Origin of the sequence: Curtobacterium sp. Curtsp57, assembly GCF_047324335.1 — a bacterium.
GTDB lineage: Bacteria > Actinomycetota > Actinomycetes > Actinomycetales > Microbacteriaceae > Curtobacterium.
This window is the reverse complement of the sequence record NZ_CP168511.1, coordinates 3,659,163-3,683,741: the sequence shown is the minus strand read 5'-3', so window position 1 is coordinate 3,683,741 and position 24,579 is coordinate 3,659,163. Positions and strand designations below refer to the sequence as shown.

Below are 24,579 nucleotides of genomic sequence, written 5' to 3'. Positions count from 1 at the left end.
AGTCCGGCAGTCCCTGACTCGGCACCGGCCCGCCGCCCCGCTCACGACAGTGGGGTGACCACCTTCGCGTCGCCGTCCCAGTGGCGGAGACCGCCGACGGCCAGCGTCTGCGGGAGTGGCCCGATCGCCGCGAGCGCGCGGAGCGCCGCGGGGAGGTCGACGTCGCGGATGCGCCGGGCGAGTGTGACGTGCGGCGCCCACCGTCCGGGTGCCGATGGGTCGAGCGACCCGGGCGAGACGTGGTGCACCGCCTGGTGGAACCGTGCGAGGGGCTCGTCGACGACCACGCCGAGGCCGAGCACGTGCCGGCCGGGTCCTGCGGGGAAGAGCAGGATCCCCGCGATGCGGAGCGCTGCCGGCAGGGACACGCCGAAGCGCTCCGGGACGGGCAGGGACTCGCCCGCCGCCAGCGTGACGTGCGGGTCGTTCGTGCCGGAGCGCCCGAGGCTCGGCAGGTCGGCCTCGGTCAGCGCGTTCCACACCGCCCGGACCTCGCGATCCGAATCGTCGTCCAGGACCAGCTCGATGCTCCGCACGGGTCGAGTCTGCCCACGGACGCCTGCGCAACGGATGTAACACGGCGGAACGCAAGTCGCCGCCGCTCGGTCTGCGCGTCACACTCGTGGTCAGTCACGACCGTGTGACCCACGCAGCACGGCCCGCGAGGCCCCCGCCCCACGAGGAGCACCCATGACCGCCCCCGCACTGCCCCAGAAGCCGAAGCGCAAGCGCCCGATCGGCTGGATCGTCGCCGCGGCGATCGTCGTCGTCGCGATCATCGTCGCCGTCGTCGCCGTCGCGGTCCGCTCCGGCGGTGACGGCGACGGTGCCGCATCGGGTGCCGCTCCGAAGACCGTGACGATCGGTGTCTCCGACAAGTCGCTGCCGTACTGGAACACGTACGTCAAGCTCGCGAAGGACAAGCTCAACGTCACCGTGAAGCTCCAGAACTTCTCGGACTACTCGCTGCCGAACCCTGCGCTCAAGGACAAGCAGATCGACATCAACCAGTTCCAGCACATCCAGTACCTGGCGAACTACAACGTCACCTCGGACGACGACCTGCAGCCGATCGGCGCGACCGCCGTGTACCCGCTCCCGCTGTACTCGACGAAGGTCTCGAAGGTCTCCGAGTTCGAGGACGGCGCCAAGATCGCGATCCCGAACGACGCCATCAACGAGGCGCGTGCACTGCTGGTGCTGCAGTCGGCCGGCCTGCTGGAGCTCAAGGACGGCGGCAGCGCCTTCTCCACGACCGCGGACATCACCTCGCACAAGGTCGACGTGCAGACGCTCGACGCCTCGCAGACCGCCAACGCGCTGCAGCAGGGGTCCGTCGAGGGCTCGATCGTCAACGTGAACTACGCCACCTCGGCCGGGCTCGACACCAAGGACGCGATCTTCCAGGACGACCCGAAGAGCGCCTCCGCCAAGCCGTACGTGAACGTCTTCGCGGTGCGGGACGCCGACAAGGACAACAAGACGTACCTCGACCTGGCGAAGCTGTTCCAGGACGACGCCGTGCAGAAGGTCTTCGCGAAGGACTACCCGGACGCCGTGTCGAGCGACGAGAGCGCTGCGTCCCTGCAGCAGGAACTCGTGTCGGTCGAGAAGGACGCGAAGGCGGCAACGAAGTAGTGGCTGCCCTCGTCGAACTCCGCGGCGTCTCGAAGCACTACCGCCGCGCCGACACCGGCGAGACCGTGGTCGCCGTCGAGGACGTGTCGCTCGACGTCGAACAGGGCGAGGTCCTCGGCGTCATCGGGTACTCCGGTGCCGGCAAGTCCACCCTCGTCCGCCTGGTCAACGCCCTCGAGCTGCCCTCCTCGGGCACCGTGACGGTCGCCGGCCAGGAGCTGACGGCGATCCCCGAGCGGGATCGCCGTCTGGCGCGTCGTCGCATCGGGATGATCTTCCAGCAGTTCAACCTGTTCCGGTCGCGCACCATCGCCGGCAACGTGGCGTACCCGCTCAAGGTCGCCGGTGTCGCGAAGGAGGAGCGCGACCGCCGTGTCGCGGAACTCCTCGACTTCGTCGGACTGCTCGACCGGGCGTACGCCTACCCCGAGCAGCTGTCCGGTGGCCAGAAGCAACGCGTCGGCATCGCCCGTGCGCTCGCCGGGAACCCCGACCTGCTGCTCGCCGACGAGGCCACGAGCGCCCTCGACCCCGAGACCACCTCGGAGGTGCTGGCGCTCCTCCGTCGTGTGAACCGGGAACTCGGCGTCACGATCATCGTCATCACGCACGAGATGGACGCCGTCCGGCAGATCGCGGACCGGGTGGCCGTGATGGAACAGGGACGGGTGGTCGAGGTCGGCGGCGTGTACGACGTCTTCTCCACGCCGACCAACCCGGCGACCAAGCGGTTCGTCCGGACGGCCCTGCACGACCGGCCGTCGGCCGAGACGCTGACGCGGTTGCGGGAACGCCATCCAGGCCGGCTCGTGACCGTGCAGATCACCGACGAGGTCGGCCTGCAGAACCGGATCGACCAGGTGTTCCGGTCCGCGGGGGTCACCGCGGAGCTCGTCTACGGCGGGGTCGGTGAGATCCGGGAGCGCCGGATCGGTTCCCTGACGTACGAGCTGTCCGGACCCGGCATCGACGACGTCGTCTCGGCGCTCCGCGTGGCCGGGGTCACCACCGACGAGGAGGACCGAGCGTGAACAACTCCTTCCAGAGCGTGATCGACACGTTCGACGTCTTCCTGTCCTCGGTGCGCGACACCATCGTGATGTCGCTCGTCTCGCTCGTGATCGCCGGGCTCATCGGTCTGGCGCTCGGCCTGGCGCTGTACGCCACCCGACCGGGCAGCCTGCTCGGCAGTCGGACGGCGTACACGGTCATCAACCTGGTCGTGAACATCGTCCGTCCGATCCCGTTCGTGATCTTCCTCGCGGCGATCGCACCACTGTCCCGCGTGGTCGTGCAGACGACGATCGGCGTCCCAGCCGTGACGTTCGCGATCTCACTGGCGGCGGCGTTCGCGGTCGCCCGCATCGTCGAGCAGAACCTGCTGTCGGTGGACCCGGGTGTCGTCGAGGCAGCGCGGGCATCGGGTGCGCACCCGATCTCGATCCTGCTGACGGTGCTCATCCCCGAGGGCCTCGGGCCGCTCATCCTCGGCTACACGTTCATCTTCATCGGCATCGTCGACATGACGGCGCAGGGTGCCCTGATCGGCGGCGGTGGCCTCGGCGAGTACGCGATCACGTACGGGTCGCAGCGGTACGACTGGTGGATCGTCTACGTGTCGGTGGCCGCGATCGTGGTGATCGTGCAGCTCGGGCAGTTCATCGGCAACCGCTTGGCGCGGGCGACGCTCCGCCGGTAGCGGTCGTCCGGCCGGTCACAACACCCCGCTCACGTCCGCCGACAGGTCGCAGATCGTCGCTCGGAGTGTCCCCGAGCGACGGTTCGTGACCGCTCGGGGGTCCGCCGGCGGAGTGTCGTGACCGGTCGGCGGACGCTCGGCGTCGGCGCGAGGCGGGGCCGCGCCCCGCTCCGGTCAGGCGGCGGAATCGGCCTCGACGGAACGGGACGACGACGCTGCCGGGGCCTCGTAGTGCGCCCGCACCAGGATCGGGCGGTGGTCCGAGATGCCGGCGGGCAGCGTCTCCACGCCCGCGATGTGCAGCCCGACGCTCGTGGCGAAGTCGAAGTGCCCCGTGAACTTCCGGTACCGCAGGTACGTCGGCTGGTCGGAGAGCGAGAGCGCGAAGCCGTGCGACTCGATCTTGCGGCGGAGGTTCGTCTGGAACCAGGGGTAGTTGAAGTCGCCGACCATGATCGCGGGGGCCTCGCTCGACAGGTCGCGGACGAACTGGTGCGCTGCCTCGATCTGCTTGCGGCGCAGGGAGTTCGTCGCGGTCAGGGGCGAGGCGTGGAACGACGCGACGATCACGTCGGTCGACGCCTCGCGGTCGCGGAGGTGCATCGCGATGAGCCGTTCGTGCGCCGGAGCGAGCACGCGGTCGTGGAGCGACTTCTGCAGGGAGTGGATGCTGAAGTCCTGCACGTCGAAGCGGTCGTCGCGCTTGTAGATCGCGAGTCCGAGCCGGTTCGCCTTGGTCGACGCCGCGAGCGTGAGGCCGCCGACGGACGGCGCGAGGTCGTTGCTGTCGCACTCCTGCACGCAGATGACGTCGGCGTCCGACGCCTCGGCCAGTGCGGCGAGTTCGCCGTTCGCGGTGTGCTCGCGCAGGTTGTAGCTGACGACGCGGATGGTGGTGGGTCGGACGTCGGTGTCCGTCGGGATCGTCCCCTGCTGGTCTGGCACGGTCATGCTGCCTTCCTTCCGGAGTGGGGTCCCTGCGTCCCGCTCAGTCTGCCGCGGCAACGGTACTCGTCGACCTCAAGCAGTTTCTGAGACTGTAGCGCCTGCCGGGTTTCGTGCGCGTGACGGCGACACGAACGGTCGTGTCGCCACGACGGCTCATGCGCGGACCCGTCGTGCCGGTCGGACGGTCTCCCCCGCCGTCCGACTCATCACGAACCCCTCGACGCAGGCCACCACGAGCAGGGCTGCGATCACCCAGAACGTCAGGACGTACGCGCCGTCGCCGGCGAGCCCGGCGCCGGCCCGGATGACGACGGCCGCGACGGCGACACCGAACCCGGCGGCCGTCTGCTGCAGCGTCGAGGACAGCGTGTTCGCCGGGGTCATGTCGGCCTGCTCGACGTCGGCGAAGGCGATCGTGTTGTACGCGGTGAACCCGACCGAGCGTGCTGCACCGCTCACGACGAGCAGGACGGCGAGCAGCCAGAACGGGGTGTCCGGCGTCAGGAAGGTCATCGCGACGACCGTCAGCGCCGCGATGGCGGACGACACGATGATCACCGGCCGGTAGCCGAACCAGCGGAGGAACGGCGTGGTCGCCGGCTTGATGCCGAGGTTGCCGACGAAGACGAACAGCACGGCGCTGCCCGCCTCGACGGCCGTCCAGCCCCAGGCGTCTTGGAAGAGCAGGGGCAGCACGAACGGCACCGCGGACACGGCCAGGCGGAACAGGCTGCCGCCCGCGTGCGACACCCGGAACGTCTCGAGCCGGAACGCGTCGAGCCCCATGATCGGGTGCTGCGCCCGCCGGAAGTGGCGGATCGCGAGCCAGCAGCAGGCGGCTCCGACCACGCCGGACACGATCGTGGCGACGACCGGCACGGTGTCGAGCGCGAGCAGCGACGCCATCGCGACGACCCCGCCGAGCCCGACGCACGCCAGCAACGACCCCGGCCAGTCGAACGGCACGCGCTCCGGCGCACGTTCCTGCGGCACGAGGACGAGCGCGGCGATCAGTGCGATGACCCCGAGCGGGATGTTGACGAGGAAGATCCAGTGCCACGACAGGGTGTCGACGAGCACACCACCGACGAACGGCGCGATGATCGGCGCCGCGAGGGCCGGCCACGTCAGGATCGCGATCGCCGTGACGAGCTGCTCGCGCCCGGCGCTCCGCAGCACGACGAGCCGCCCGACGGGCACCATGAGCGCCCCACCGATCCCCTGCACGATCCGCCAGATCGTCAGCTCGACCAACCCGGTCGACAGGGCGCAGAGTCCGGACGCGATCGTGAACACCGCGATGGCGCCCACGAACACCGTGCGCGAGCCGACCCGGTCGGTCAGCCAGCCGCTCACCGGGATGAACACGGCGAGCGTGACGAGGTACGCGGTGATCGCGATGCCGATCGCCGCGGAGTCCACGCCGAGGTCACGGCCCATCGCCGGCGCGGCGGTGGCCAGGATGGTGCCGTCGAGGAGCTCCATGAAGAACGTCCCCGCCACGAGCACGGCGACCGCGGTGCTCCCGGTGCGTCGGCGGGCAGGGGGTGCTGTCGATGTCGTCCTCGTCATGTCAGACCAAATGCTATGCCCGCCACCACCACATGACGTTCTGCAATGTGGAACGGTGGACGTGACGACGTTGTCCGGGCGAGCGCCGCTGGACCAGCGTGGGACCCGTCGAAGGAGGATCGATGCCGACCACCCCCGCCACCGTGACCGCGAAGGGCTCGTGGGAGCCGAGTGCTCCCGCACCGCACCACGTGCTGCAGGACGCGCACCTGCCCGTGATGACGCTCCGCGAGTCCGCACTGACGAACAACACCGCCGTCATGCAGGCGTACGTCGAGCGGCACGGGCTCCTCTTCGCGCCGCACATGAAGACGCACATGGCGCCGGCACTCGCCCAACGGCAGATCGACGCCGGCGCGTGGGGCGTCACCCTGGCGTCCGTGCAGCAGGCGATGGTCGCGTGGGAGCACGGCATCCGGCACGTCCTGATCGCGAACGAGGTCCTCGACCCGGCAGGACTCCGCTGGCTCGCATCGCGCCGCGCCGTCGACCCCTCGTCTGACGTGCTCTGCTACGTCGACTCGACCGCCGGGGGCGACGCGGCCGCCGCCGCCGCGTCCGCCGTCGACGGCGAACTCCACGTGCTGGTCGAGGTCGGGTTCCCCGGCGGTCGTACCGGCGCCCGATCCGCGGCGGCAGCGGTATCGGTCGCGGGAGCCGCCTCCGATGCCGGTCTCGTCCTCCGCGGGGTCTCCGGGTACGAGGGCGGTCTGCCCGGCGTCGACGAGGCCCGCGCGTACGTGGCCGGCGTCCTCGACGTGGCCGCGGCCGTCCGCCCGCTGGTCGCCGGTCCGCGCGCCCTGCTGACCATGGGCGGCAGCGCCTGGTTCGACGCCGTGAGCGAGGCCGTCGCAGCCCGCCCGGACGACCTCGACGTGCTGCTCCGCTCCGGTGCGTACCTCACGCACGACGACGGCTTCTACGAGGAGCGCACACCGTTCCACCGACACCCGACGGAGGGCGCGCTCCGCGCAGCCATCGAGGTGTGGGGTCGGGTCACGTCGTGCCCCGAGCCCGGTCTGGCACTCGTGGCCGTCGGCAAGCGCGACATCTCCTTCGACGAGGGGCTGCCGGTGGTCCGGCAGATCCGGACGGGAGGCACGGCTGACGCCACACAGAGCGTCCCGGCACCCGGGACGGTCACCGTCACCCGCCTCGACGACCAGCACTGCTACCTCGCGCTGGCGACCGGGGTGGCCCTGACGCCGGGCGACGTCGTCGTGTTCGGCATCTCGCACCCGTGCACGGTGTTCGACAAGTGGCGGCAGGTGCACGTCATCGACGACGACGACACCGTGCTCGAGACGATCGCGACGTGGTTCTGATGACCGTGACGGATGCGCAGGAGCTGCCGGCCCGCAACGCCGCCCTGTCGCTGCGCCGCGGCCTGCGCATCCTCGACCTCGTCGCGGACCGCACCAGGAACGGAGAGCCGTCCGTCAGCCTCACGACCCTGAGCGTCGAGCTCGGCACGTCGAAGTCGACGGTCCTGCGGCTCACGGCACCCATGATCGAGAACGACCTGCTGCGCCGCACCGCGGACGCCGGGTTCACGCTCGGGCTCGGGGCGCTCCTGCTCGGCCAGAGCTACCTCGAGGGCATCGACCTCCGCGCAGCCGCCGCACCGTTCCTGCGGCGGACGGCGGAACGCACCGGGCTGACGTGTCACCTCGTCGTGCCGGACGGCACCGACATCGTGTACGTCGACAAGGTCGAGACCCGCGGGACCGTCCGGATGGGGTCCAGGATCGGCAACCGTCTGGCGATGCGCAACACCGCCTCGGGCAAGGCCATGGTCGCGTTCGGGGACCCCGAGCTGCTCGACCGCGTCCTCGCGCACCCGGCGACCGCGATGACCGAGCACTCCATCACCGACGACGACCGGTGGCGGCAGGAGATCGGCAGGACCCGGGAACGCGGGTACGGCATCGACGACCGCGAGAACGAGCCGGACATCCGGTGCGTCGCCGCCCCGGTGTTCGACCACGCCAACCAGGTCGTCGGGGCGATGAGCATCTCGGGGCTCGCCTCCCGTTTCCGCACGACCGCGGTGCGCGAGCTCGGTGACGGGGTCGTCCGCACCGCGCTGGAGATCTCGGTGGCGCTCGGGTCGTCGTCCGCGCAGCTCGCCCTCGCGCGGGGTGCCCGGTGACCGGCGTCCTGACCTTCGGCGAGACGATGCTGCTCCTCGCCGGACGCGGAGCGCTGACCGAACTCGACACGATGCGCGTCGACACCGGCGGCGCCGAGAGCAACGTCGCGATCGGCCTGGCGCGTGCCGGGGTCGACGTGACCTGGATCGGCCGCGTCGGTGCCGACCCCGCCGGTGACCGGGTGCTCGCCGACGTCGCAGCAGAGGGCGTCGACGTGGTCGCGGTGCGGGACCCCGAGCGGTCGACCGGGATCATGGTCAAGGAACGACTGGCGGACGGCCGCACCCGTGTGACCTACCACCGACGCGGCTCCGCCGGTTCCGCGTTCACGCCGGGAGACCTGCCGTCGGGGATGGTCGAGTGCGCGTCGCTCCTGCACGTGAGCGGGATCACCCTGGCGCTGTCCGGGACCGCCCGTGAGACCGTGCACGCCGCGGTCGTCCGGGCGCACGACGCCGGGGTGCCGATCGCGTTCGACGTCAACCACCGGCCGAAGCTCGTCGACGACGTGACCGGACGCGAGTACTACCGCGCGGTCGCTGCACGGTCGTCGGTCGTGTTCGCCGGTGACGACGAGGCTCGACTGGTCCTCGGGCACGACGAGGACGACGGCGACGAGGAGTCGCTGGCGCACGAGCTGGCGGCCCTCGCGAACGGTCGCGCCGTCGTGAAGCTCGGGTCGCGCGGTGCGGTCGCCTCGATCGACGGCGTGCTGCACCGCCGCGCGGCGAGCCCCGTCGCCGTGGTCGATCCGGTCGGTGCCGGTGACGCGTTCGTCGCCGCCTGGCTCGCCGCCGACCTGGCCGGCGACTCCCCCGACCAGGCCCTCGACCGTGCCGCGGACGCCGGCGCGCTCGCCTGCACGGTGGACGGCGACTGGCGCCGTCCCGACCCGGCAGCGCTCGGCGTCGTGGACCCGGCCGGCATCGACCACGCCGTCCACGACCGCGTCGACCGCTGACCACGATCCGAAGAAGGAACGCACGATGACCGACACCGCATCCCCCGCCACGCGCCCCCAGCGACACCGTCACGACGCCGGCCCGACGATCGCGATCCTGCGGGGCGGGACCGGCGACCACGTCGAGGACGTCATCCGCACGCTCGTCGACAGCGGCGTGAGCGCGATCGAGATCACGACGAACACCCCGCGGTGGCGCGAGGGCATCGCGTGGGCCGCCGAGCGCTACGGCAGCGCTGCGTCGATCGGCGTCGGCACCGTGCTCGACACGCGACAGCTCGACGAGGCAGCGGCAGCGGGAGCCACCTTCGCCGTCAGCCCGCACACCGACCAGGCGATCGGCGAACGGGCCCACGAGCGGGGGCTCGGCTGGTACCCGGGCGCCGCGACGCCGACCGAGATCGTCCGGGCGTGGCAGCTCGGTGCCCGGGCCGTGAAGGTCTTCCCCGCCGCGCCGCTCGGCGGCCCCGCGTTCCTCAAGCAGGTGCTCGCGCCGCTCGACTTCGTGGACGTCATCCCCACCGGGGGCATCGGGGTCGACGACGCGGCCGAGTACCTCGCCGCCGGCGCGGTCGCGGTCGGTCTCGGCTCCCCGCTCGTCGGCGACGCGCTGACGTCCGGCGACCTCGAGGGGCTCCGTGGGCGGGCCGAACGCCTCGTCGCCGGGCTGTCGAGGTGACGGGCGTCCTGCTCCGCGGCGGCTCGGTCGTCGGCGAGACCGGAGCGCTCCGAGCGGACGTGCTCGTCGAGGACGGCCGGATCACCGCGGTCGGGACCGACCTCGACGTCCCGGCCGGCGCGACCATCGTCGACTGCGGCGAGCGCCTCGTCATGCCGGGATCCGTCGACGCGCACTCGCACGGTGGGTCGCTCGTCTTCGAACCGGAGGTCCAGCGCGCGCTCCTCCGGCAGGGCGTCACCACGATCGTCACCGGACAGGACGGCGTCGGCCCCGCTCCGGGAGACGCGTCCTACGCGGACACCTACTTCGCCGCGATCGACGGGCAGCACCCGACGTACCGCGGCGGCGGCATCGGCGCGCTGCTGGACACGTACGACGGGACGACCCCGGTCAACGTCGCGACGCTCGTCCCAGCCGGCACCGTCCGGCAGCAGGTCGTCGGCGACGTCGACGGGCCCGCGACCCCCGAACAGCTCGCGGCGATGCGGGCCGCCGTGCGAGCGGGCCTGGACGCCGGCGCCGTGGGGCTCGCGACCGGGCTCGACTACGTGCCGGGGCTCTTCGCGGACACGGCGGAGCTCATCGCGCTGTGCACCGAGGTCGCGGCCGTCGACGGGCTCTACGTGTCGCACATGCGTGGCGGCTACGAGACGAACGCCCGCGCGGGGCTCGACGAGATCGCCGCGATCGTCCGGTCGTCAGGGGTCCGGGCGCACGTGTCGCACCTGCACGCCCCGGTCGACCTGTTGCTCGAGGCGCTCGCCGACCTCGAGCGGGCCGGCGCCCCGATGTCGTTCGATGCGTACCCGTACTCCCGTGGGTGCACGATCCTGTCGATGCTCCTCCTGCCGGCGGCCCTCGCCCGCCCGGGGACGACGGACCTCGCCCGGACGATCGCCGATCAGGACGGTCGTGCCCGTGTCCGCGGTGCGGTGCTCGACCGGGTGCTCGGCCGCGCCGACCTCGGCACCGGGTGGGCCGAGCAGATCACGCTCTCGCACGTCCCGGCGGCGGAGTTCCACGCGCTGCAGGGCCGGACGCTCGCCGACGCGGCCGAGGCCACCGGGACCGACCCGGTCGACCTCGCCCTCGACGTGCTCGTCGACTCGGACCTGCAGGTCACCGTGGTGATGCGGGTCCCCCGGCCGCGGACCGCGGACGACCTCGCGCCGCTGTTCCGGCACCGGGGACACTCGGCGGGCTCCGACGGCATCTTCGTCGGCACGCACCCGCACCCGCGGGCGTACGGCACGTTCGCGCGGTACCTCGAGGAGTACGCGGTCGCGGGTCGGCTGACGTGGCCAGAGGTCCAGCGGAGCCTGTCGACCACCGCCGTCGAGCGCTACCGGCTCGGCGACCGCGGACGGGTCGCCGTCGGGGCGGTCGCCGACCTCGTCGTGGTCGATCCGGAGACCGTCGCGGCGCAGTCCACGTACGACCACCCGATGCGTGTCGCCGAGGGCATCGACGACGTCCTCGTCGCCGGGGTGCTGGTGCTCGCGGACGGTGCGCTGACGCACGAGACCCCCGGTCAGGGTCTCCGTCGAGGTCGGTGACGGGACTCCATGACCGGGGGTCGCTGAGACTGGACTCAGCTGCGCGGGATCAGGCGTCCTCGACGTCGGTGACGCGGGTCTTCGTCGGCAGGACCGCGACGACGTCGATCTCGACGAGGATGTTCGCGAGGTGCGACTGCACGGTGGTCCGGACCGGGTACGGCTCGGAGAAGTGCTTCGCGTACTCCTCGTTGAAGGCCGGGAAGTCGCGGTCCGAGTGCTCGAGGTGCACGGTCGACTTCACGACGTCGTCGAGCGTCGCGCCGTGTTCGGCGAGGACGGCGGCCACGTTCGCCAGGACCTGGGCGGTCTGACCGGCGACGTCGTCGGCGAGCGCCCCGGTCGCGGGGTCCTGCGGGCCGAAGCCGGCGGTGTAGATGAACCCGCCCGCGACGATGCCCTGGCTGTAGGGTCCTGCGGGCTTGGGGGCGTTGTCGGTCACGATGGCGGTCTTCGTCACGGTGGCTCCTCACGGTGGGGGTCGAACGGGGCCTCCAGGCTAGAGCGCGCCACGGGGGCGTGCCCGGCCGTCCGCTGGACGGATTCTGGCCTGCAGAACGCACCACGAGCCTCCAGTGCGAGCACCACTCAGCCACCGTGACTATCGTCGTGTCGTGCCGTCCGCCCCGTCGTCGATCGCCGCCGGCCGTCGCCGCGCGGTCGATCTGGTCACGAGCCTGCCCACCTGGGCGACGGTCGTGCTCGTCTGGGTCGGTGGGCGCGTGCTCTCCACGCTGTGGCTCGCGCTCGCGTACCCGCTGATCGGGCGGTCGCAGCCGGAGAACGCGATCTGGACGAACGACCACGGGTTCCTGCGGTTCCTCACCGCGTGGGACGGCCAGTACTACGAGCAGATCTCGCTGCACGGCTACCCCACGACGCTGCCGCTCGACGCCGCCGGACACGTGGCACAGAACCCGTGGGCGTTCCTGCCGGCGTTCCCGTTCACGATCCGGTTCGTGACCGTGTGGACCGGGATGACGTTCGAGGTGGCGGCGCCGCTGATCGCGCTCGTGGCCGGGATCGTCGCCACGTTCCTGCTGCACCGACTCGTCCGGGAGCGTGCCGGGGACACCGCCGCCCTGTGGGCCGTCTTCTTCTTCACCTGCGGGCCGCTGTCGTTCCTGCTGCAGGTCGGCTACGCCGAGAGCACGTTCCTCGCGCTGACCTTCGGTGCGCTGCTCGCGATCGAGCACCGGCGGTACGGGCTCCTGACGGCACTCGGGGTCGTCGCTGCCTTCACGCGGCCGGGGGCGCTGGCGATCCCGTTGACGCTCGGCATCGTCGCCCTGGTGCGCTGGGTCCGGCTGCGTCGTGCAGGCGATCGCGTGCTCGACCGGTTCCCGTTGCGGGAACAACTCACGGTCGTGCTGTCGGGGCTCGTGATGGTCGCCGCCGGTGTGGCGTGGCCGGTGATCGCGTCGCACGTGACCGGGCGGGCCGACGCCTACCTGGCGACCGAGATGTCGTGGTGGGTGAACTTCATCGGGCGTGTGGACTTCGTGCCGCTGACGCCGTGGTTCCTCACGACGCTGCAGTGGGTCGGGATCGGTGGGATCCCGATCGTGATCGGGCTCATGGTCGGGTACCCGATCTGGCTCCTGCGCCGCTCGACGCGGAAGCTCGGGCTCACGACGCTGGTGTTCTCCGGCGGGTACGCGCTCTACGTCTTCGCGGTCTCGCTGCCGATGGCCTCGACGCCGCGGCTGCTCATGCCGCTCGCGCCGCTGATGGGCTCGCCCGAGCTCGTCGCGAAGCCCTGGATGCGCTGGACACTGGTGTCGTGCGCGCTCATCGGGCAGCCCGTGCTGGTCGCCGTGCTCTGGCTGCTGGGCCCCCCGTGACCCCCGCTCGGTCCGTCCTCGTCATACGGGCGGACCGAGCGCGCCGGGACTAGAGCTCGACGGTGCCGTGACGGCCGACGTCCGGCTGGGACTGCCCGCCGAGTGCGGCCTTCATCGTCTGGACCAGGCTGCCGACCGTGCCGGTGTCCTGCGTCCAGTACTCCACGGATTCGCCCTCGACGGTGAGCAGTCGGATCGAGGGGTCGTCGCGGCCGTCCGGGAACCACGCCTCGGCGAACGGTGACCAGAGTTCGTCGATCACCGAGTCGTCCTGGGTGACGGTCGCGGTGCCGGCGATGGACAGGTACCCGCCCTGCGACTCGATCGCGACGTTCACGTGCGGGTTCCTGGCGATGTCCTCGACCTTCTCGCTGCCGTCCTGCACCAGGAAGCGGAGTGTGCCGTGGAAGGCCTTGTCCTGCACGGCGAGCGGCCTGGCGTGCAGGGAGCCGTCCTCGCTGACCGTGGTCAGCAGGGCGGTGCGGGCTCCGTGGACGATGTCCGAGATGGCGGCGCGCTGGTCCGTCTGGGTGTCGGTCATGGTGCTCCTTCGCATCGTGCGCCCCGCCGCCCGACGAGCGGCCTGGCGAGCGGGGCCGTACCGTTCGGACCAGTCTGCCCCCGATCCCTGGAACGCGTCCGAACGGCTCAGGCGGGCTCGTGGATCGTCGTCTCGACGTCGACGACCTGCGGGATGCGCGGCATCGACGCGAACCCGAACCGGACCGGCGGGTCGAGCGGCACTAGGGAGCCGAGCGGTTCGTCCGCCCAGGTCCCGCGGACACCGGTGACGTCGTGCGCCCCGGTCACGCCGTAGTACTCGCGTCGGCCGCCGCCCGCGGTGCCAGCGGTCCCTGCACCCGGTGCCACGAGACGTGCGATCGGGTCGATCGCGCGCAACCACCGAGGGTCGCGGGCGATCGGCTTCGGGACGACCCGCAGCACGCGACCGAGCGGCGAGATCGTGCCGACGTCGATCGCGGCGCGGAGCGGCCCCGCGTCGAGGTCGATGCCGGATGCGGTCCGCCTGGCGGTGACGTCGACGACCTCGACGGCGTCGAAGCGGTACGTGCCGGAGACGTACGCGGCGACGATCTCGTCGGGGGCGAGCAGCACGCTCGACCCGTCGGGGAGCTCCACGAAGACGTCCGTGAACGCTCCGAACGGGGACCGCTCCCACATCCCGACGACGAGTCGCACGCCGGAGCTGGTGCCGACGCCCGTGATGCGTCCGCGGAACCGGCGTTCGACGATGGCAGGGCGTGACGACATGCCCTGGACCGTACGCGGCGCTGCCGTGAGCCGACGCTCCGGGCCCGTGCCGAGCCTCCCGACCGCGCCGTGTGCGGGAACCCGCCCGCGCTACGGGACGGGGACCGGCTCCGCCAGGAGCTCGCGCACGCGGGGTGCGACCGCGGTGCCGTACAGCTCGATCGAGCGCATCATGTCGGCGTGCGGGAGACGCCCGGTGGCGTAGCGCATGTCGAACCGCGTCACGCCGAGGATCCGCATGTTCCGTGCGATCTTGCGCGCGACGGTCTCCGGGGACCCGACGTAGAGCGACCCGCCGGCCGACAGCCCGGCCTGGTACTGCGCCGCGTCGAGGGGCGGCCATCCACGCTCGCGCCCGAGGCGGTCGGTGACGGCCTTGTGGTACGGCCAGTAGCGCTCGGCGGCCTCCTCGTCGGTGGCGGCGACGAACCCGGGCGAGTGCATCGCGATGGGCTGCTGCGGCAGCTCGAGCTGCGTCAGGGCCTGCCGGTAGAGCCGCGAGAACGGGGCGAACTGCGCGGGCTGCCCGCCGATGATCGCGAGGAACAGCGGCATGCCGTAGGACGCCGCACGGATCACGGACTGCGGGGACCCCCCGACGCCGATCCACGTCGGGATCGGACCGTGCTCGAGCTTCGGGAAGACGTCCTGGTCGGTCAGGCTCGCGCGCTTGGTGCCGCTCCACGTGACGGGGTCGCCGCCGCGCAGTGCTGCCCAGAGCTGGAGCTTCTCCTCGAACAGGACCTCGTAGTCGGCGAGCTCGTAGCCGAAGAGCGGGAACGACTCGGTGAAGGAGCCCCGCCCGAGGATGACCTCGGCGCGGCCGTTCGAGATCGCGTCGACGGTGGCGAACCGCTCGTAGACGCGGACGGGGTCGTCGGACGACAGCACCGTGACCGCGGACCCGATCCGGATGCGCTCCGTGCGGGCGGCGATCGCCGCGAGGACGACCTCGGGGGCGCTGACCACGAAGTCCTCGCGGTGGTGCTCACCCACGCCGATGAAGTCGATGCCCACCTGGTCCGCGAGGACGGCCTGGTCCACGACGTCGCGGATGCTCTGCGCATCGGACTGCAGCGAGCCGTCGGCGAGTTCGGTGACGTCGCCGAACGTGTCGAGGCCGAGCTGCACGGGTCCGACGCGGTCGGGTGCGGGCGGCGGGACGTCCGACGGACGACCGGTACCGAATGCGTTGCTCATCGCGCCCTCCAAGTGAATGCGTTTGCATGAATCTAGCACAGTTGCGTGTCCTCGGACAGTCCGCGTGTACGGTCGCGCGCATGCCCAAGATCCCCGACCAGACCGGCCGCCGCATCGTCGTGACCGGAGCGAACAGCGGCACGGGCAAGGAGACCGCCACCCGGCTCGCCGAGGCCGGCGCCTCCGTCGTGCTCGCCGTCCGGACGCCGTCGAAGGGCGACGCCGCCGCCGCCTCGATCCGGCAGGCACACCCGGGCGCCGACGTCGAGGTGCGTGAGCTCGACCTGGCCGACCTGTCGAGCGTCCGTCGGTTCGCCGCGGGGATCGTCAACGAGGACCGGCCGCTCGACGTGCTCGTGAACAACGCCGGCGTGATGATCCCGCCGAAGCGCTTCGAGACCGTCGACGGCTTCGAGCTGCAGTTCGGGACGAACTTCCTCGGCCCGTTCGCGTTGACGAACCTCGTGATGCCGGCACTGCTCCGGTCGTCGTCGCCCCGGGTCGCGACGATGTCGAGCCTCGCGGCGATGCCCGGGAGGATCCGGTTCGACGACCTGCAGTGGCTGCGCGGGTACTCCCCGTGGCGGGCGTACGCGCAGTCAAAGCTCGCCGATCTGCTGCTGTCGCTGCACCTCCACACGCTGTCGGTCGAGCTCGACTGGCCGCTCGTGAGCACCGCGGCGCACCCCGGGTACACCCGCACGAACCTGCAGTCGTCCGGTCGCTCGCTCGGTCGATCACGGCCGGTGTCGACGAAGCAGCGGGCGTGGCCGTTCACGCAGGACGTCGCGCAGGGCAGCGAGCCGCTGTTGTACGCGGCGGTCGGGCCGAACGCCGTCGGCGGCGCGTACTACGGCCCGTCGGGGATGTTCGGCATGGTCGGTCCGACCACGAACGCCCCGATCCCCCGCTCGGCGCGGAGCCCGGAGCTCGCCCGCAGCCTGTGGGCCGTCGCCGAGGACCTCACCGGGACGCACCTGCCCGCCTGACGCGCGCCGCACGGCCGGGAGGCTCGGCGCACGCCCGCCCCGCCGGCCCGGCGGCGAGCACGGCCGGCGGCGCCGACGCCTCAGGCGTGGTGGAGCTCGACGCTGCCGTCGATGTCGCCCGGGTCGGCCAGGCGGGCGTGCTGCAACACGGTGCGCCCGGGTCCGACGGCCGCGGCCACGATCGACAGGGTCGCGAAGTGCCCCTCCGGCTCGTGCGCGTCGCGGAGGATCGCGTCGGGATCGTCCGACGGCAGCGCGGCCGAGGCGGCGAGGACCCCGAACCAGGGGCTCCACCCGTCACCGGCGTCCGTCCCGGCGTCGGCGGCGCGGAGCTCGTCGAACGGGGCGAGCTCAGGCGGCCCGACCGGTGCGTCGACGGCACGGAAGGGCTCGAGCCAGCGACCGATGCGCGGCGCTGCCGGATCATCGGGCTCGCCGTGCGTGATCATGTGCACGCCGGGCTCGAGCACGGTCGTCCGGACCCGCGACCCGTCCCAGGAGATCACCGACGCCCCGGACGACGTGGCACGGACGAGGTTGAACGCGCGGGTGGTCGGGACGGTGTCGTCGTGGCCGGGCAGCACGCCGTCTGCCACCGCGTCGACGGGCAGCGCCCCGCGCGTGGTCCACGTGCCGTCGGCGGAGGGGACGTCCTCCCAGCGGTTCAGCACGACCGCGAGCCCGCCCTCGTCCGAGGCCGCCAGCCAGGCACCGCCGGCCTCGCGGTCGCGGACGCCGCGCAGCCCGGGGTCGCGGTCGGGCCACCACGCCGCCGGTGGGTCCCACGGGCGGGTCGGGAACTCGTCGCGCATGGCGAGCACGGTGACGGGCCACGCCGAGCCCGGTTCGACACGGACGACGACGGTGCACATGGAGCCGATCCTGCCATGCGCGCCCGAGCACGAGCACACGCCGGCACCCGTGCCCAGCACACGCCCGCTCCGGCCACGCCCCGCCGGGTAGCGTGGCCGACGTGACCAACGCACCGCAGCAGCGCAGGACCATCGTCGTCGGGATCACCGGGGGCATCGCGGCCTACAAGGCCGTCCAGGTCGTCCGGGAGTTCGTGAAGGCCGGCCACGACGTGCACGTCGTCCCCACCGAGGGCGCCCTGCGCTTCGTGGGGCTCCCGACGCTCGAGGCGCTCAGCAGGAACCCCGTCTCGACGAGCGTCTTCGAGGAGGTCGCCGAGGTCCGCCACGTGTCGCTCGGGCGTCGGGCCGACCTCGTGGTCGTCGCACCCGCGACCGCCGACTCGCTCGCGCGGATGGCCGCCGGCCTCGCCCCCGACCTGCTCGGCACGACCCTGCTCGCGACCGAGGCGCCCGTCGTCGTCGCGCCGGCGATGCACCCGCAGATGTGGGAGCACCCCGCGACCCGGGCGAACATCGCGACCCTCCGCGAGCGCGGCGTGCACGTCGTCGGCCCGGAGGTCGGGGCCCTCACCGGCGACGACGCCGGCATGGGGCGCATGTCGGAACCCGACACGATCGTCGCGGCCGCCCTGGCGGTGCTGGGGCAGACGACGGACGCGGGACGACCCGACGGGGGCGAGCCGAGCCTCCAGGCCGGAACGACCGGGACAACCGGGACGACCGCCCGCGGCGAGCAGGGCGACCTGTCCGGCGTCCGCCTCGTCGTCAGCGCCGGTGGCACCCGCGAACCGTTCGACCCCGTCCGCTTCGTCGGCAACCGCTCGAGCGGCCGACAGGGCATCGCGATCGCCACCGCGGCCGCTGCCCGTGGCGCCGACGTGACCCTCGTCAGCGCGAACGTGGACGGCGGCCTGACCCGAGGACTCGACGCGCACGTCGTCCAGGTCGGGTCGGCGCTCGAACTCGCCGAGGCCGTGCACGCCGCGGCAGCGGATGCGGACGTCGTCGTGATGACCGCCGCCGTCGCCGACTACCGTCCAGCCGAGGTCCGCGCCGAGAAGCTCAAGAAGGACGCGCAGGGCGACCGGATGACACTCGAGCTCGTGCGGAACCCCGACGTACTCGCGGACCTCGTGGCGAACCGCCGGACCGGGCAGATCGTCGTGGGCTTCGCCGCCGAGACGGAACCGGACCGCGATGCCCGGATCGAGCTCGGCCGCGCGAAGATCGCCAGGAAGCCGGCCGACATGCTCGTGGTGAACCGGGTCGGCTGGTCAGAGGGGTTCGAACGCGAGGAGAACGCGATCGAGGTGATCGTCCCCGGCGGCGAGGTGGTGCGCGCCGCCTCCGGCACGAAGGCGGAGGTCGCGGCCGTCGTCCTGGACCTCGTCGCGACGGCGCTGGCCTGACCCGCCCCGGCCCCGTGCCCGCCCGATCGCGGCGCTGGCCGGATCCTGGGCCGGCTCTGAGAACGTCGACGGCCACGCGGGCCACGATGGTGCCATGGGACGACGCTCAGCACGCGCCAGACGCGCCAACCGGACGGCGGCACTCCTCGCCGTGATCCTCGGTGGCGCCGGCGTGACGCACTTCCTCCGCCCGCGCGGCTACGACCGCATCGTCCCGGAGGGCCTGCCCCCACGGACCACGACGCTGGCCTCCGGCGTCGCCGAGCTCGGGATCGCCGCGGGGCTCGCCGTCCCGGCCACCCGCCGCGCGGCCGGCATGGCGGCTGCCGCCCTCTTCGTCGCGGTGTTCCCCGCGAACGTCAAGATGGCGAAGGACCTGCTCGACAGCCCGCGGTCGACCCGCACCATGCGGGTCGTGTCGGTCCTGCGCCTGCCCCTGCAGGCACCGCTCGTGTCATGGGCGCTCCGCGTCGGCCGGTCAGCCCCACGCCGATGACGCCCTCGCCGGACAGTCGGGCCGCGGAGCCGCTCCTGCACCGTCCGGTCACGGTGCACGCGTGGGAGGACGTCGTCTTCGCGCACTGGCGGCACGACCCGGCGTCGCTCGACCGGCTCGTCCCCCGCGGGACCCGACCGGACGTGGTGGACGGGAACGCATGGGCCGGCCTCAGCGCGTACGTGTTCCGCGAGACGCGCGTGCCGCCGTTCCCGCCGTCGGGTCGTCTTGGCACGATGACCGAGGTGACGATCGAGATCCTCACCGTCGACGACCGCGGTCGGCACGGGGTCGCCTACCGGACGATCGACACGGCGAACGTCCCGGCCATCGTCGCGGCGCACGCGTTGCTCGGGGTCCCCTACGCGTTCGCGCACGCCAGGGGGAAACGGCGAGGGGACGCGCTGCGGTACCGCTCGGTGCGGCACCCTGACCGGTTGCGTCGCGCACGGCCGGGAGGCCCGGCTCGCCCCCGCCACGCCGCGTTCGTCCGCGTCGTGGCCGGTGCCACCGACTCCTCACCGCTCGCCGCCGAGCTCACCACGCGCGCGGGGATCCACGCCAGACACCTCGCGCAGACCGTCTTCTGGCAGCGGGAGCACCAACCCCTCGTGCTCCGCTCGGCGACGCTCGAACGGCTGGAGGGCGACCTGCCGGACGCCGTCGGCATGCCGGGGCTCTTCGACCGGGCACCGGATTCGCTCCTCGTCCTCGACGGCACGACCGTCCGCTACGGCTGGGGTGACGTCGTCCGATGAGCGACCCGTTCGCACTCGACCGCTTCGTCCGCGCGCAGGACGGCGTGCAGGACACCGCGCTCGCCGAACTCGCCCGGGGCCGGAAGTCGTCGCACTGGATCTGGTTCGTGTTCCCCCAGCTCCGCGGCCTCGGACACAGCCCGACCGCCGAGCGCTACGGCATCTCCGGCGCCGACGAGGCCCGCGCCTACCTGGCCCACCCCGTGCTCGGCCCGCGACTGCTCGCCGCCGCCGAGGCAGCCGGCACCGCCCCCGCGCGCTCGGTCGAGGAGCTGGTGGGCGGCATCGACGCGCTGAAGCTCCGGTCGTCGATGACGCTCTTCGCCGCCGTCGCCGAGGACCCCCGGCCGTTCCGATCGGTGCTCGACCGGTGGTGGGGCGGGGCCGAGGACCGCCGGACGACGGACCTCCTCGGGCCGAACCCGTCGACGGGTACGTGACACTCCCGGAACCGACCGGAACGCCGTTCGCATATCAGGTATCGTGACCGATGCGTCCGCACAGATCCCGAAACAGGTGCGGAGCCCCCGATCCGAAGGACACAACATGCCGGTCCCCAGCAGCGCCCCGACCGAACACCAGCTGCTCCGCGACACCGTCCGCCAGAAGATCCACGAAGCGATCATGGACGGCACGCTCGAGCCCGGTGAGCGACTCAACGACGACGAGCTCATCGCATGGCTCGGCGTCTCGCGCACCCCCATCCGCGAGGCCCTCAGCCAGCTCGCCCGTGCCGGGCTCATCGAGATGGCGCCGAACCGCTACACGCGCGTCACCACGCCGGACCCCGGAGAGGTGATCGAGGCGCTGCAGACCCTCGGCGTGCTCTTCGGCGGCGTGGTCCGGCTCGCGGTGCCGCGACTGGGCACCGCCTCGCGGAAGAAGATCCTCGCGGCGCTGGACAAGACGATCAAGGAACTCGAGTCGCACGACATCAAGGGCGTCAACACCGACGCCCTCGGGGTCTTCGCCCTCTACGTCGAGGAGTGCGGCAACGAGAACCTGCGGCGCGTCTGCGTCGACACGATGGACGGGCTCGCCTTCCGTCTGCGTCTGCCGAACCTCGACGAGCTCGTCGACTGGGACCGCATGACGGCGGACTTCAAGCGCCTCCGCACCGCGACCGAGAACGGCGACAACATCGAGGCCGAACTCGCGACCGAGGCGATCCACCAGCTCCCCGGCGAGAAGCACTGAGCTGCATCGATCCGCTGTTGCACTGAGCAGCCGTACAGGAACCGCCCGTCCCGGACCCCGGGGCGGGCGGTTCGTCCTTCGTGTGCCTCCCCACGCGACGCCCCTGGCACGCTCCCAGCGACGCGATCCGGGCAGCCGGTAGCATCGCCACGACCGCTCGACGACGACCCCGGAGCAGCAGATGACGCAGCGCCAACCCGAACCGCACACGGGGCAGACGGACCGCACCGAGATCGCCGCGCGCCTCGCCGCCGCGGTCGGCCGCATCAACCGTCGGGCACGCACCGATTCCGCCGCGCTCGGGTACGGGATCGTGTCGGCGCTCGCGACGATCCAGCGCGACGGACCCCTGCGCCCAGGCGACCTGTCGCGGCTCGAGGTGGTCACGAAGCCCACGATGACCCGTATCCTCACCGAGCTCGAGCAGCGCGGGTTCATCGCCCGCGAGGCCGACCCGACCGACGGCCGCGCATTCATGGTCAGCGCCACCCCCGAGGGCATCGCGGCGGTCGAACTCGCCCGCTCGGAGCGCACCGGGATCGTCGCGTCGCTGATCGCCGAGCTCCCCGCCGAGGACGTCGACGACATCGCCCGCGCCCTCGGAGCACTCGAGCGCGTGGCGCAGGGCCAGGTCACCCAGGAGATCCACAGCTCCACGGCCTGATCGGGCCGTTACCGAACCGTTATCGACGGGTGGACGGACGGTTCTGCCAGTGTTCCCGGACGGACCGTCCAGGGTGACCCGTCATCGTTGCCGCTTCGCCATCGCGGCGGCCGCCCCACACGGCTGCCCGCCCGGCGAACGGACGGGCCCCACACCACCGTCCGGTCTCACACCGGCTCTCGGTGCTCTCTCGCGATGACGCAGTGCGCACGTACGAACCGCCCGAACCACCGGAATCGATGACAGGACAGAACTCCGACCTCCCGACCACCACCACGACCGGCACCCGCCGAGCAGCCCTGGACTCCCCCAGCCGCAGGATCCGACGCACCCTCCGCAAGCGCGGTGTGCTCATCGCCAGCGGTGCAGCGGTCCTCGCGATCGCCGGCGGTGCACTCACGGTCACGACGCAGCCGGCACTCGCCGAGGCCGTCGGCATGCCGACGTCGAGCCCCACCCCCGGGCTCAGCGGCACCGCCCTCGACCGTGCCCAGGCAGCGGCGACCGTCGCGACCGCGAAGACCGTCGTCGAGAACGCCAACGACAAGACGGACACATCGAAGCTCGAACAGCAGATCTCGTCGCTGTCGAACCCCGCGAAGCTCTCCGGCGGTGCCCTGTCCGAGCGGATCGCGTCCACCGTCGACACGACCCAGGACGTCGCCCAGGCGAGTGCCGACCAGGACAAACAGGACGCCGACGCGAGGGCGGCGGCGGCGAAGGCAGCGGCGGACAAGGCCGCCGCGGAGAAGGCGGCCGCCGATGCGGCAGCGGCAGCGCAGGCCGCGGCAGCAGCGCAGGCGGCGGCGAACTCCCCCGCCGGGGCGAAGGCCACCGCGAGCTCCCTCGCGTCGTCGAAGTACGGATGGGGCTCCGACCAGTTCCAGTGCCTGAACAGCCTCTGGACCAAGGAGTCCGGCTGGAACTACAAGGCGTACAACCCGTCCGGCGCGACCGGCATCCCGCAGGCGCTGCCCGGCTCGAAGATGGCCACGATCTCGTCCGACTGGGCCGACAACGCGACCACCCAGGTCACGTGGGGGCTGCAGTACATCAAGGACGCCTACGGCACGCCATGCGCGGCGTGGGGACACTCGCAGGCGACCAACTTCTATTGATCGGCTGACCCTCCCCCTCTCGACCCGGAACGACAAGGTCGCTGTCGTACGACAGCGACCTTGTCGTCGTCAGGCGTCTGCAACAGTTGCGGGCGCTCGGCAGCGACAGCGTCGCTGTCGTACGACGAGGGAGCTGTCGTTCGTTGCGGACGCAACGGACGTGCCCTGGACGCGGCCAGCGCCGGACGGGAGGCGCGGTGCGGCGCCGCACCGGGCCTCCCGTCCGTCGCCGGGCGCGACCACGGCCCGTGGTGAGCCCGCAGGTCGTGTCGCCATCGCGGACGGCACCCGCCGTCGTGTAGGCATGCACGGTGACGACGATCGGCCTCCGCCGCATGCAGCCGCGCGACCCCGCTGAAGGACACCGCGCCGCCAGCCCGCTCGAGCTGCTCTTCGACCTGGTGTTCGTCGTGGCCGTTGGGTTCGCCGCGACCAACCTCCACGAGATCGAGGCCGAGGGGCACATCTCCTCCGCGATCGTGTCGTTCGCGTTCGTGTTCTTCTCGATCTGGTGGGCGTGGCTGAACTTCACGTGGTTCGCGACGTCGTTCGACACCGACGACTGGCTGTACCGCGTGATGACGTTCGTGCAGATGGCCGGTGTCCTCGTGCTCGCCGCCGGTGTCGGCCCGGCGATGCAGGACGGGTCGTTCACGATCGTCGTCATCGGGTACGTCGTGATGCGGCTCGCACTCGTCGGGCAGTGGATCCGAGTCGCGGTGTCCACGTCCGAGTACCGGTCGACCGCACTGCACTACGCCGTCGGCATCACCGTCGTGCAGGTCCTCTGGGTCGTGATGCTGTTCCTGCCCCGTGGATCGTCGGCGTTCGTCATACCGCTGTTCGTCCTGCTCGAGCTCCTCGTGCCGATCTGGTCCGAGTCCCGGGCGCAGACCACCCCGTGGCACACGCACCACATCGCGGAGCGGTACTCGCTGTTCACGCTGATCGTCCTCGGTGAAGGGCTCGTCGCGTCCGCGAGCGCCGTGATCGACGGCCTCCGGCACGCCGAGCACCTCGGGCCGTTGCTCGTCCTGGCCGCCGGCGGACTGGTCATCGTCGCGGGCCTCTGGTGGATCTACTTCTCGCACGAGCAGCACGACCACATCCGCGGCCTGCCGAGCGCGCTGGTGTTCGGCTACGGGCACTACTTCGTGTTCGCCGCCGCTGCCGCGCTGCCCGCCGGGATCGAGGTGGCGGTCAGCGCCGACGCGGGCGAGGCCGACCTGTCCCACGCGTCCGTCGCCGCCACGATCGCGGTCCCCGTCGCGCTGTTCGTCCTCGCGATCTGGGCGCTGGCCCTCCGGCCGTCGCTGTCCGTCGAGTGGAACACCGTGGTCGTCGTGCTGACGCTCGCCGTCCTCGCGACCATCGCAGTGCCGGAGGTGTCGCTCGTCGCGACCGCGGTGCTCGTCGCCGCGATCGTCGTGGTGCTGGAGGTCGCGGACGCGAGGGCGCGTGGGTGACGGTGGTGCGTGGTGCGTGGGCGGGTGGCGCGCCGGGTGGGTGGCGCGTCGGCGGGTGGCGCGTCGGTGCCGACTCGGAACG

At 72.1% G+C, this 24,579-nt stretch carries 26 protein-coding genes; 18 read left to right on the top strand and 8 right to left on the bottom strand.

Going from position 1 to position 24,579, the window contains the following annotated elements:
* Window positions 1-41: 41 nt before the first annotated feature.
* Window positions 42-536, bottom strand: coding sequence for a 2'-5' RNA ligase family protein (locus tag ACEN9V_RS17700; RefSeq protein ID WP_413601417.1), 495 nt, complete (start codon window positions 534-536; stop codon window positions 42-44).
* A gap of 154 nt (window positions 537-690) precedes the next feature.
* On the opposite strand from ACEN9V_RS17700, the gene ACEN9V_RS17695 reads away from it, so the two are divergent.
* Genes ACEN9V_RS17695 through ACEN9V_RS17685 form a run of 3 tightly spaced genes read left to right on the top strand, consistent with a single transcriptional unit; the run spans window position 691 to window position 3,337 of the window.
* Entirely contained in the window at window positions 691-1,638 is a 948-nt protein-coding gene (locus tag ACEN9V_RS17695) for a MetQ/NlpA family ABC transporter substrate-binding protein (protein ID WP_281265217.1), read from the top strand.
* On the top strand, window positions 1,638-2,669 hold the full coding sequence (locus ACEN9V_RS17690) for a methionine ABC transporter ATP-binding protein (protein WP_413601416.1): 1,032 nt from the start codon (window positions 1,638-1,640) through the stop codon (window positions 2,667-2,669). Before ACEN9V_RS17695 ends, ACEN9V_RS17690 begins: the two co-directional genes overlap by 1 nt.
* Window positions 2,666-3,337: a methionine ABC transporter permease gene (locus ACEN9V_RS17685; RefSeq protein ID WP_413601415.1), complete on the top strand. Its 672-nt coding sequence runs from the start codon at window positions 2,666-2,668 to the stop codon at window positions 3,335-3,337. Before ACEN9V_RS17690 ends, ACEN9V_RS17685 begins: the two co-directional genes overlap by 4 nt.
* A gap of 174 nt (window positions 3,338-3,511) precedes the next feature.
* Here ACEN9V_RS17685 and ACEN9V_RS17680 read toward each other — a convergent pair whose 3' ends face one another.
* Window positions 3,512-4,288 (bottom strand): endonuclease/exonuclease/phosphatase family protein, encoded by a 777-nt coding sequence (locus ACEN9V_RS17680; RefSeq protein ID WP_413601414.1) that lies wholly within the window; start codon window positions 4,286-4,288, stop codon window positions 3,512-3,514.
* Window positions 4,289-4,438: 150 nt separating this feature from the next.
* Window positions 4,439-5,857 (bottom strand): MFS transporter, encoded by a 1,419-nt coding sequence (locus ACEN9V_RS17675; protein WP_413601413.1) that lies wholly within the window; start codon window positions 5,855-5,857, stop codon window positions 4,439-4,441.
* Window positions 5,858-5,979: 122 nt separating this feature from the next.
* Here ACEN9V_RS17675 and ACEN9V_RS17670 point away from each other — a divergent pair, with 122 nt between their 5' ends.
* From ACEN9V_RS17670 to ACEN9V_RS17650, 5 genes are read left to right on the top strand one after another with little or no spacing between them, the layout of a single operon-like run.
* Entirely contained in the window at window positions 5,980-7,182 is a 1,203-nt protein-coding gene (locus tag ACEN9V_RS17670; RefSeq protein ID WP_413601412.1) for a hypothetical protein, read from the top strand.
* A complete protein-coding gene (locus ACEN9V_RS17665; RefSeq protein ID WP_281265223.1) occupies window positions 7,182-8,009 on the top strand; it encodes an IclR family transcriptional regulator in 828 nt (275 codons plus the stop codon). The genes ACEN9V_RS17670 and ACEN9V_RS17665 overlap by 1 nt, the downstream gene beginning before the upstream one ends.
* Window positions 8,006-8,971, top strand: a complete 966-nt coding sequence (locus tag ACEN9V_RS17660) for a sugar kinase (RefSeq protein ID WP_413601411.1) — start codon at window positions 8,006-8,008, stop codon at window positions 8,969-8,971. Before ACEN9V_RS17665 ends, ACEN9V_RS17660 begins: the two co-directional genes overlap by 4 nt.
* Window positions 8,972-8,996: 25 nt before the next feature.
* The gene (locus ACEN9V_RS17655) at window positions 8,997-9,650 is read left to right on the top strand and encodes a bifunctional 4-hydroxy-2-oxoglutarate aldolase/2-dehydro-3-deoxy-phosphogluconate aldolase (protein WP_413601410.1); all 654 of its coding nucleotides are present in this window, start codon (window positions 8,997-8,999) and stop codon (window positions 9,648-9,650) included.
* The gene (locus ACEN9V_RS17650; RefSeq protein ID WP_413601409.1) at window positions 9,647-11,209 is read left to right on the top strand and encodes an N-acyl-D-amino-acid deacylase family protein; all 1,563 of its coding nucleotides are present in this window, start codon (window positions 9,647-9,649) and stop codon (window positions 11,207-11,209) included. Before ACEN9V_RS17655 ends, ACEN9V_RS17650 begins: the two co-directional genes overlap by 4 nt.
* A 49-nt stretch (window positions 11,210-11,258) precedes the next feature.
* Here the strand turns inward: ACEN9V_RS17650 and ACEN9V_RS17645 are convergent, their stop codons facing one another.
* Window positions 11,259-11,669, bottom strand: a complete 411-nt coding sequence (locus ACEN9V_RS17645; RefSeq protein ID WP_281265227.1) for a RidA family protein — start codon at window positions 11,667-11,669, stop codon at window positions 11,259-11,261.
* 154 nt (window positions 11,670-11,823) lie between these two features.
* Between ACEN9V_RS17645 and ACEN9V_RS17640 the strand changes: the two genes are divergently transcribed.
* Window positions 11,824-13,053, top strand: a complete 1,230-nt coding sequence (locus ACEN9V_RS17640; protein WP_413601408.1) for a hypothetical protein — start codon at window positions 11,824-11,826, stop codon at window positions 13,051-13,053.
* 49 nt (window positions 13,054-13,102) lie between these two features.
* Here the strand turns inward: ACEN9V_RS17640 and ACEN9V_RS17635 are convergent, their stop codons facing one another.
* The 3 genes from ACEN9V_RS17635 to ACEN9V_RS17625 all read right to left on the bottom strand — a co-directional run bounded on the left by ACEN9V_RS17635 (window position 13,103) and on the right by ACEN9V_RS17625 (window position 15,525).
* Window positions 13,103-13,594, bottom strand: coding sequence for a pyridoxamine 5'-phosphate oxidase family protein (locus ACEN9V_RS17635; RefSeq protein WP_413601407.1), 492 nt, complete (start codon window positions 13,592-13,594; stop codon window positions 13,103-13,105).
* 107 nt (window positions 13,595-13,701) lie between these two features.
* Complete coding sequence (locus ACEN9V_RS17630) at window positions 13,702-14,325, bottom strand: hypothetical protein (RefSeq protein WP_281265229.1); 624 nt, start codon at window positions 14,323-14,325, stop codon at window positions 13,702-13,704.
* A 90-nt stretch (window positions 14,326-14,415) separates the two neighbouring features.
* A complete protein-coding gene (locus ACEN9V_RS17625) occupies window positions 14,416-15,525 on the bottom strand; it encodes an LLM class flavin-dependent oxidoreductase (protein WP_402729492.1) in 1,110 nt (369 codons plus the stop codon).
* A gap of 80 nt (window positions 15,526-15,605) precedes the next feature.
* Between ACEN9V_RS17625 and ACEN9V_RS17620 the strand changes: the two genes are divergently transcribed.
* Window positions 15,606-16,514, top strand: a complete 909-nt coding sequence (locus ACEN9V_RS17620; protein ID WP_413601406.1) for an SDR family oxidoreductase — start codon at window positions 15,606-15,608, stop codon at window positions 16,512-16,514.
* Between the two features lie 80 nt (window positions 16,515-16,594).
* On the opposite strand, the gene ACEN9V_RS17615 is transcribed toward ACEN9V_RS17620, so the two are convergent.
* On the bottom strand, window positions 16,595-17,386 hold the full coding sequence (locus tag ACEN9V_RS17615; protein ID WP_413601405.1) for an NRDE family protein: 792 nt from the start codon (window positions 17,384-17,386) through the stop codon (window positions 16,595-16,597).
* A 101-nt stretch (window positions 17,387-17,487) separates the two neighbouring features.
* Here ACEN9V_RS17615 and ACEN9V_RS17610 point away from each other — a divergent pair, with 101 nt between their 5' ends.
* The 8 genes from ACEN9V_RS17610 to ACEN9V_RS17575 all read left to right on the top strand — a co-directional run bounded on the left by ACEN9V_RS17610 (window position 17,488) and on the right by ACEN9V_RS17575 (window position 24,497).
* Window positions 17,488-18,798, top strand: a complete 1,311-nt coding sequence (locus ACEN9V_RS17610; protein ID WP_413601404.1) for a bifunctional phosphopantothenoylcysteine decarboxylase/phosphopantothenate synthase — start codon at window positions 17,488-17,490, stop codon at window positions 18,796-18,798.
* A 94-nt stretch (window positions 18,799-18,892) separates the two neighbouring features.
* Window positions 18,893-19,294 (top strand): hypothetical protein, encoded by a 402-nt coding sequence (locus ACEN9V_RS17605; protein ID WP_413601403.1) that lies wholly within the window; start codon window positions 18,893-18,895, stop codon window positions 19,292-19,294.
* Window positions 19,291-20,052, top strand: a complete 762-nt coding sequence (locus tag ACEN9V_RS17600; RefSeq protein ID WP_413601402.1) for a YqjF family protein — start codon at window positions 19,291-19,293, stop codon at window positions 20,050-20,052. Before ACEN9V_RS17605 ends, ACEN9V_RS17600 begins: the two co-directional genes overlap by 4 nt.
* Complete coding sequence (locus ACEN9V_RS17595; protein WP_413601401.1) at window positions 20,049-20,492, top strand: DUF1810 domain-containing protein; 444 nt, start codon at window positions 20,049-20,051, stop codon at window positions 20,490-20,492. The genes ACEN9V_RS17600 and ACEN9V_RS17595 overlap by 4 nt, the downstream gene beginning before the upstream one ends.
* A 106-nt stretch (window positions 20,493-20,598) precedes the next feature.
* A complete protein-coding gene (locus ACEN9V_RS17590) occupies window positions 20,599-21,249 on the top strand; it encodes a GntR family transcriptional regulator (protein WP_413601400.1) in 651 nt (216 codons plus the stop codon).
* A gap of 181 nt (window positions 21,250-21,430) precedes the next feature.
* Complete coding sequence (locus ACEN9V_RS17585; protein WP_413601399.1) at window positions 21,431-21,913, top strand: MarR family winged helix-turn-helix transcriptional regulator; 483 nt, start codon at window positions 21,431-21,433, stop codon at window positions 21,911-21,913.
* 239 nt (window positions 21,914-22,152) lie between these two features.
* Entirely contained in the window at window positions 22,153-23,031 is an 879-nt protein-coding gene (locus tag ACEN9V_RS17580; protein WP_413601398.1) for a phospholipase, read from the top strand.
* Between the two features lie 311 nt (window positions 23,032-23,342).
* The gene (locus tag ACEN9V_RS17575; RefSeq protein WP_413601397.1) at window positions 23,343-24,497 is read left to right on the top strand and encodes a low temperature requirement protein A; all 1,155 of its coding nucleotides are present in this window, start codon (window positions 23,343-23,345) and stop codon (window positions 24,495-24,497) included.
* Window positions 24,498-24,579 lie beyond the last annotated feature (82 nt).

Bases quoted from the DNA above. Each gene is read 5' to 3' on its own strand.
- ACEN9V_RS17595 (WP_413601401.1), top strand. From the start codon at position 20,049: ATGAGCGACCCGTTCGCACTCGACCGCTTCGTCCGCGCGCAGGACGGC.
- ACEN9V_RS17605 (WP_413601403.1), top strand. From the start codon at position 18,893: ATGGGACGACGCTCAGCACGCGCCAGACGCGCCAACCGGACGGCGGCA.
- ACEN9V_RS17630 (WP_281265229.1), bottom strand. From the start codon at position 14,325: ATGTCGTCACGCCCTGCCATCGTCGAACGCCGGTTCCGCGGACGCATC.
- ACEN9V_RS17665 (WP_281265223.1), top strand. From the start codon at position 7,182: ATGACCGTGACGGATGCGCAGGAGCTGCCGGCCCGCAACGCCGCCCTG.
- ACEN9V_RS17585 (WP_413601399.1), top strand. From the start codon at position 21,431: ATGACGCAGCGCCAACCCGAACCGCACACGGGGCAGACGGACCGCACC.
- ACEN9V_RS17600 (WP_413601402.1), top strand. From the start codon at position 19,291: ATGACGCCCTCGCCGGACAGTCGGGCCGCGGAGCCGCTCCTGCACCGT.
- ACEN9V_RS17670 (WP_413601412.1), top strand. From the start codon at position 5,980: ATGCCGACCACCCCCGCCACCGTGACCGCGAAGGGCTCGTGGGAGCCG.
- ACEN9V_RS17590 (WP_413601400.1), top strand. From the start codon at position 20,599: ATGCCGGTCCCCAGCAGCGCCCCGACCGAACACCAGCTGCTCCGCGAC.
- ACEN9V_RS17635 (WP_413601407.1), bottom strand. From the start codon at position 13,594: ATGACCGACACCCAGACGGACCAGCGCGCCGCCATCTCGGACATCGTC.
- ACEN9V_RS17620 (WP_413601406.1), top strand. From the start codon at position 15,606: ATGCCCAAGATCCCCGACCAGACCGGCCGCCGCATCGTCGTGACCGGA.
- ACEN9V_RS17655 (WP_413601410.1), top strand. From the start codon at position 8,997: ATGACCGACACCGCATCCCCCGCCACGCGCCCCCAGCGACACCGTCAC.
- ACEN9V_RS17675 (WP_413601413.1), bottom strand. From the start codon at position 5,857: ATGACGAGGACGACATCGACAGCACCCCCTGCCCGCCGACGCACCGGG.
- ACEN9V_RS17680 (WP_413601414.1), bottom strand. From the start codon at position 4,288: ATGACCGTGCCAGACCAGCAGGGGACGATCCCGACGGACACCGACGTC.
- ACEN9V_RS17615 (WP_413601405.1), bottom strand. From the start codon at position 17,386: ATGTGCACCGTCGTCGTCCGTGTCGAACCGGGCTCGGCGTGGCCCGTC.
- ACEN9V_RS17695 (WP_281265217.1), top strand. From the start codon at position 691: ATGACCGCCCCCGCACTGCCCCAGAAGCCGAAGCGCAAGCGCCCGATC.
- ACEN9V_RS17580 (WP_413601398.1), top strand. From the start codon at position 22,153: ATGACAGGACAGAACTCCGACCTCCCGACCACCACCACGACCGGCACC.
- ACEN9V_RS17625 (WP_402729492.1), bottom strand. From the start codon at position 15,525: ATGAGCAACGCATTCGGTACCGGTCGTCCGTCGGACGTCCCGCCGCCC.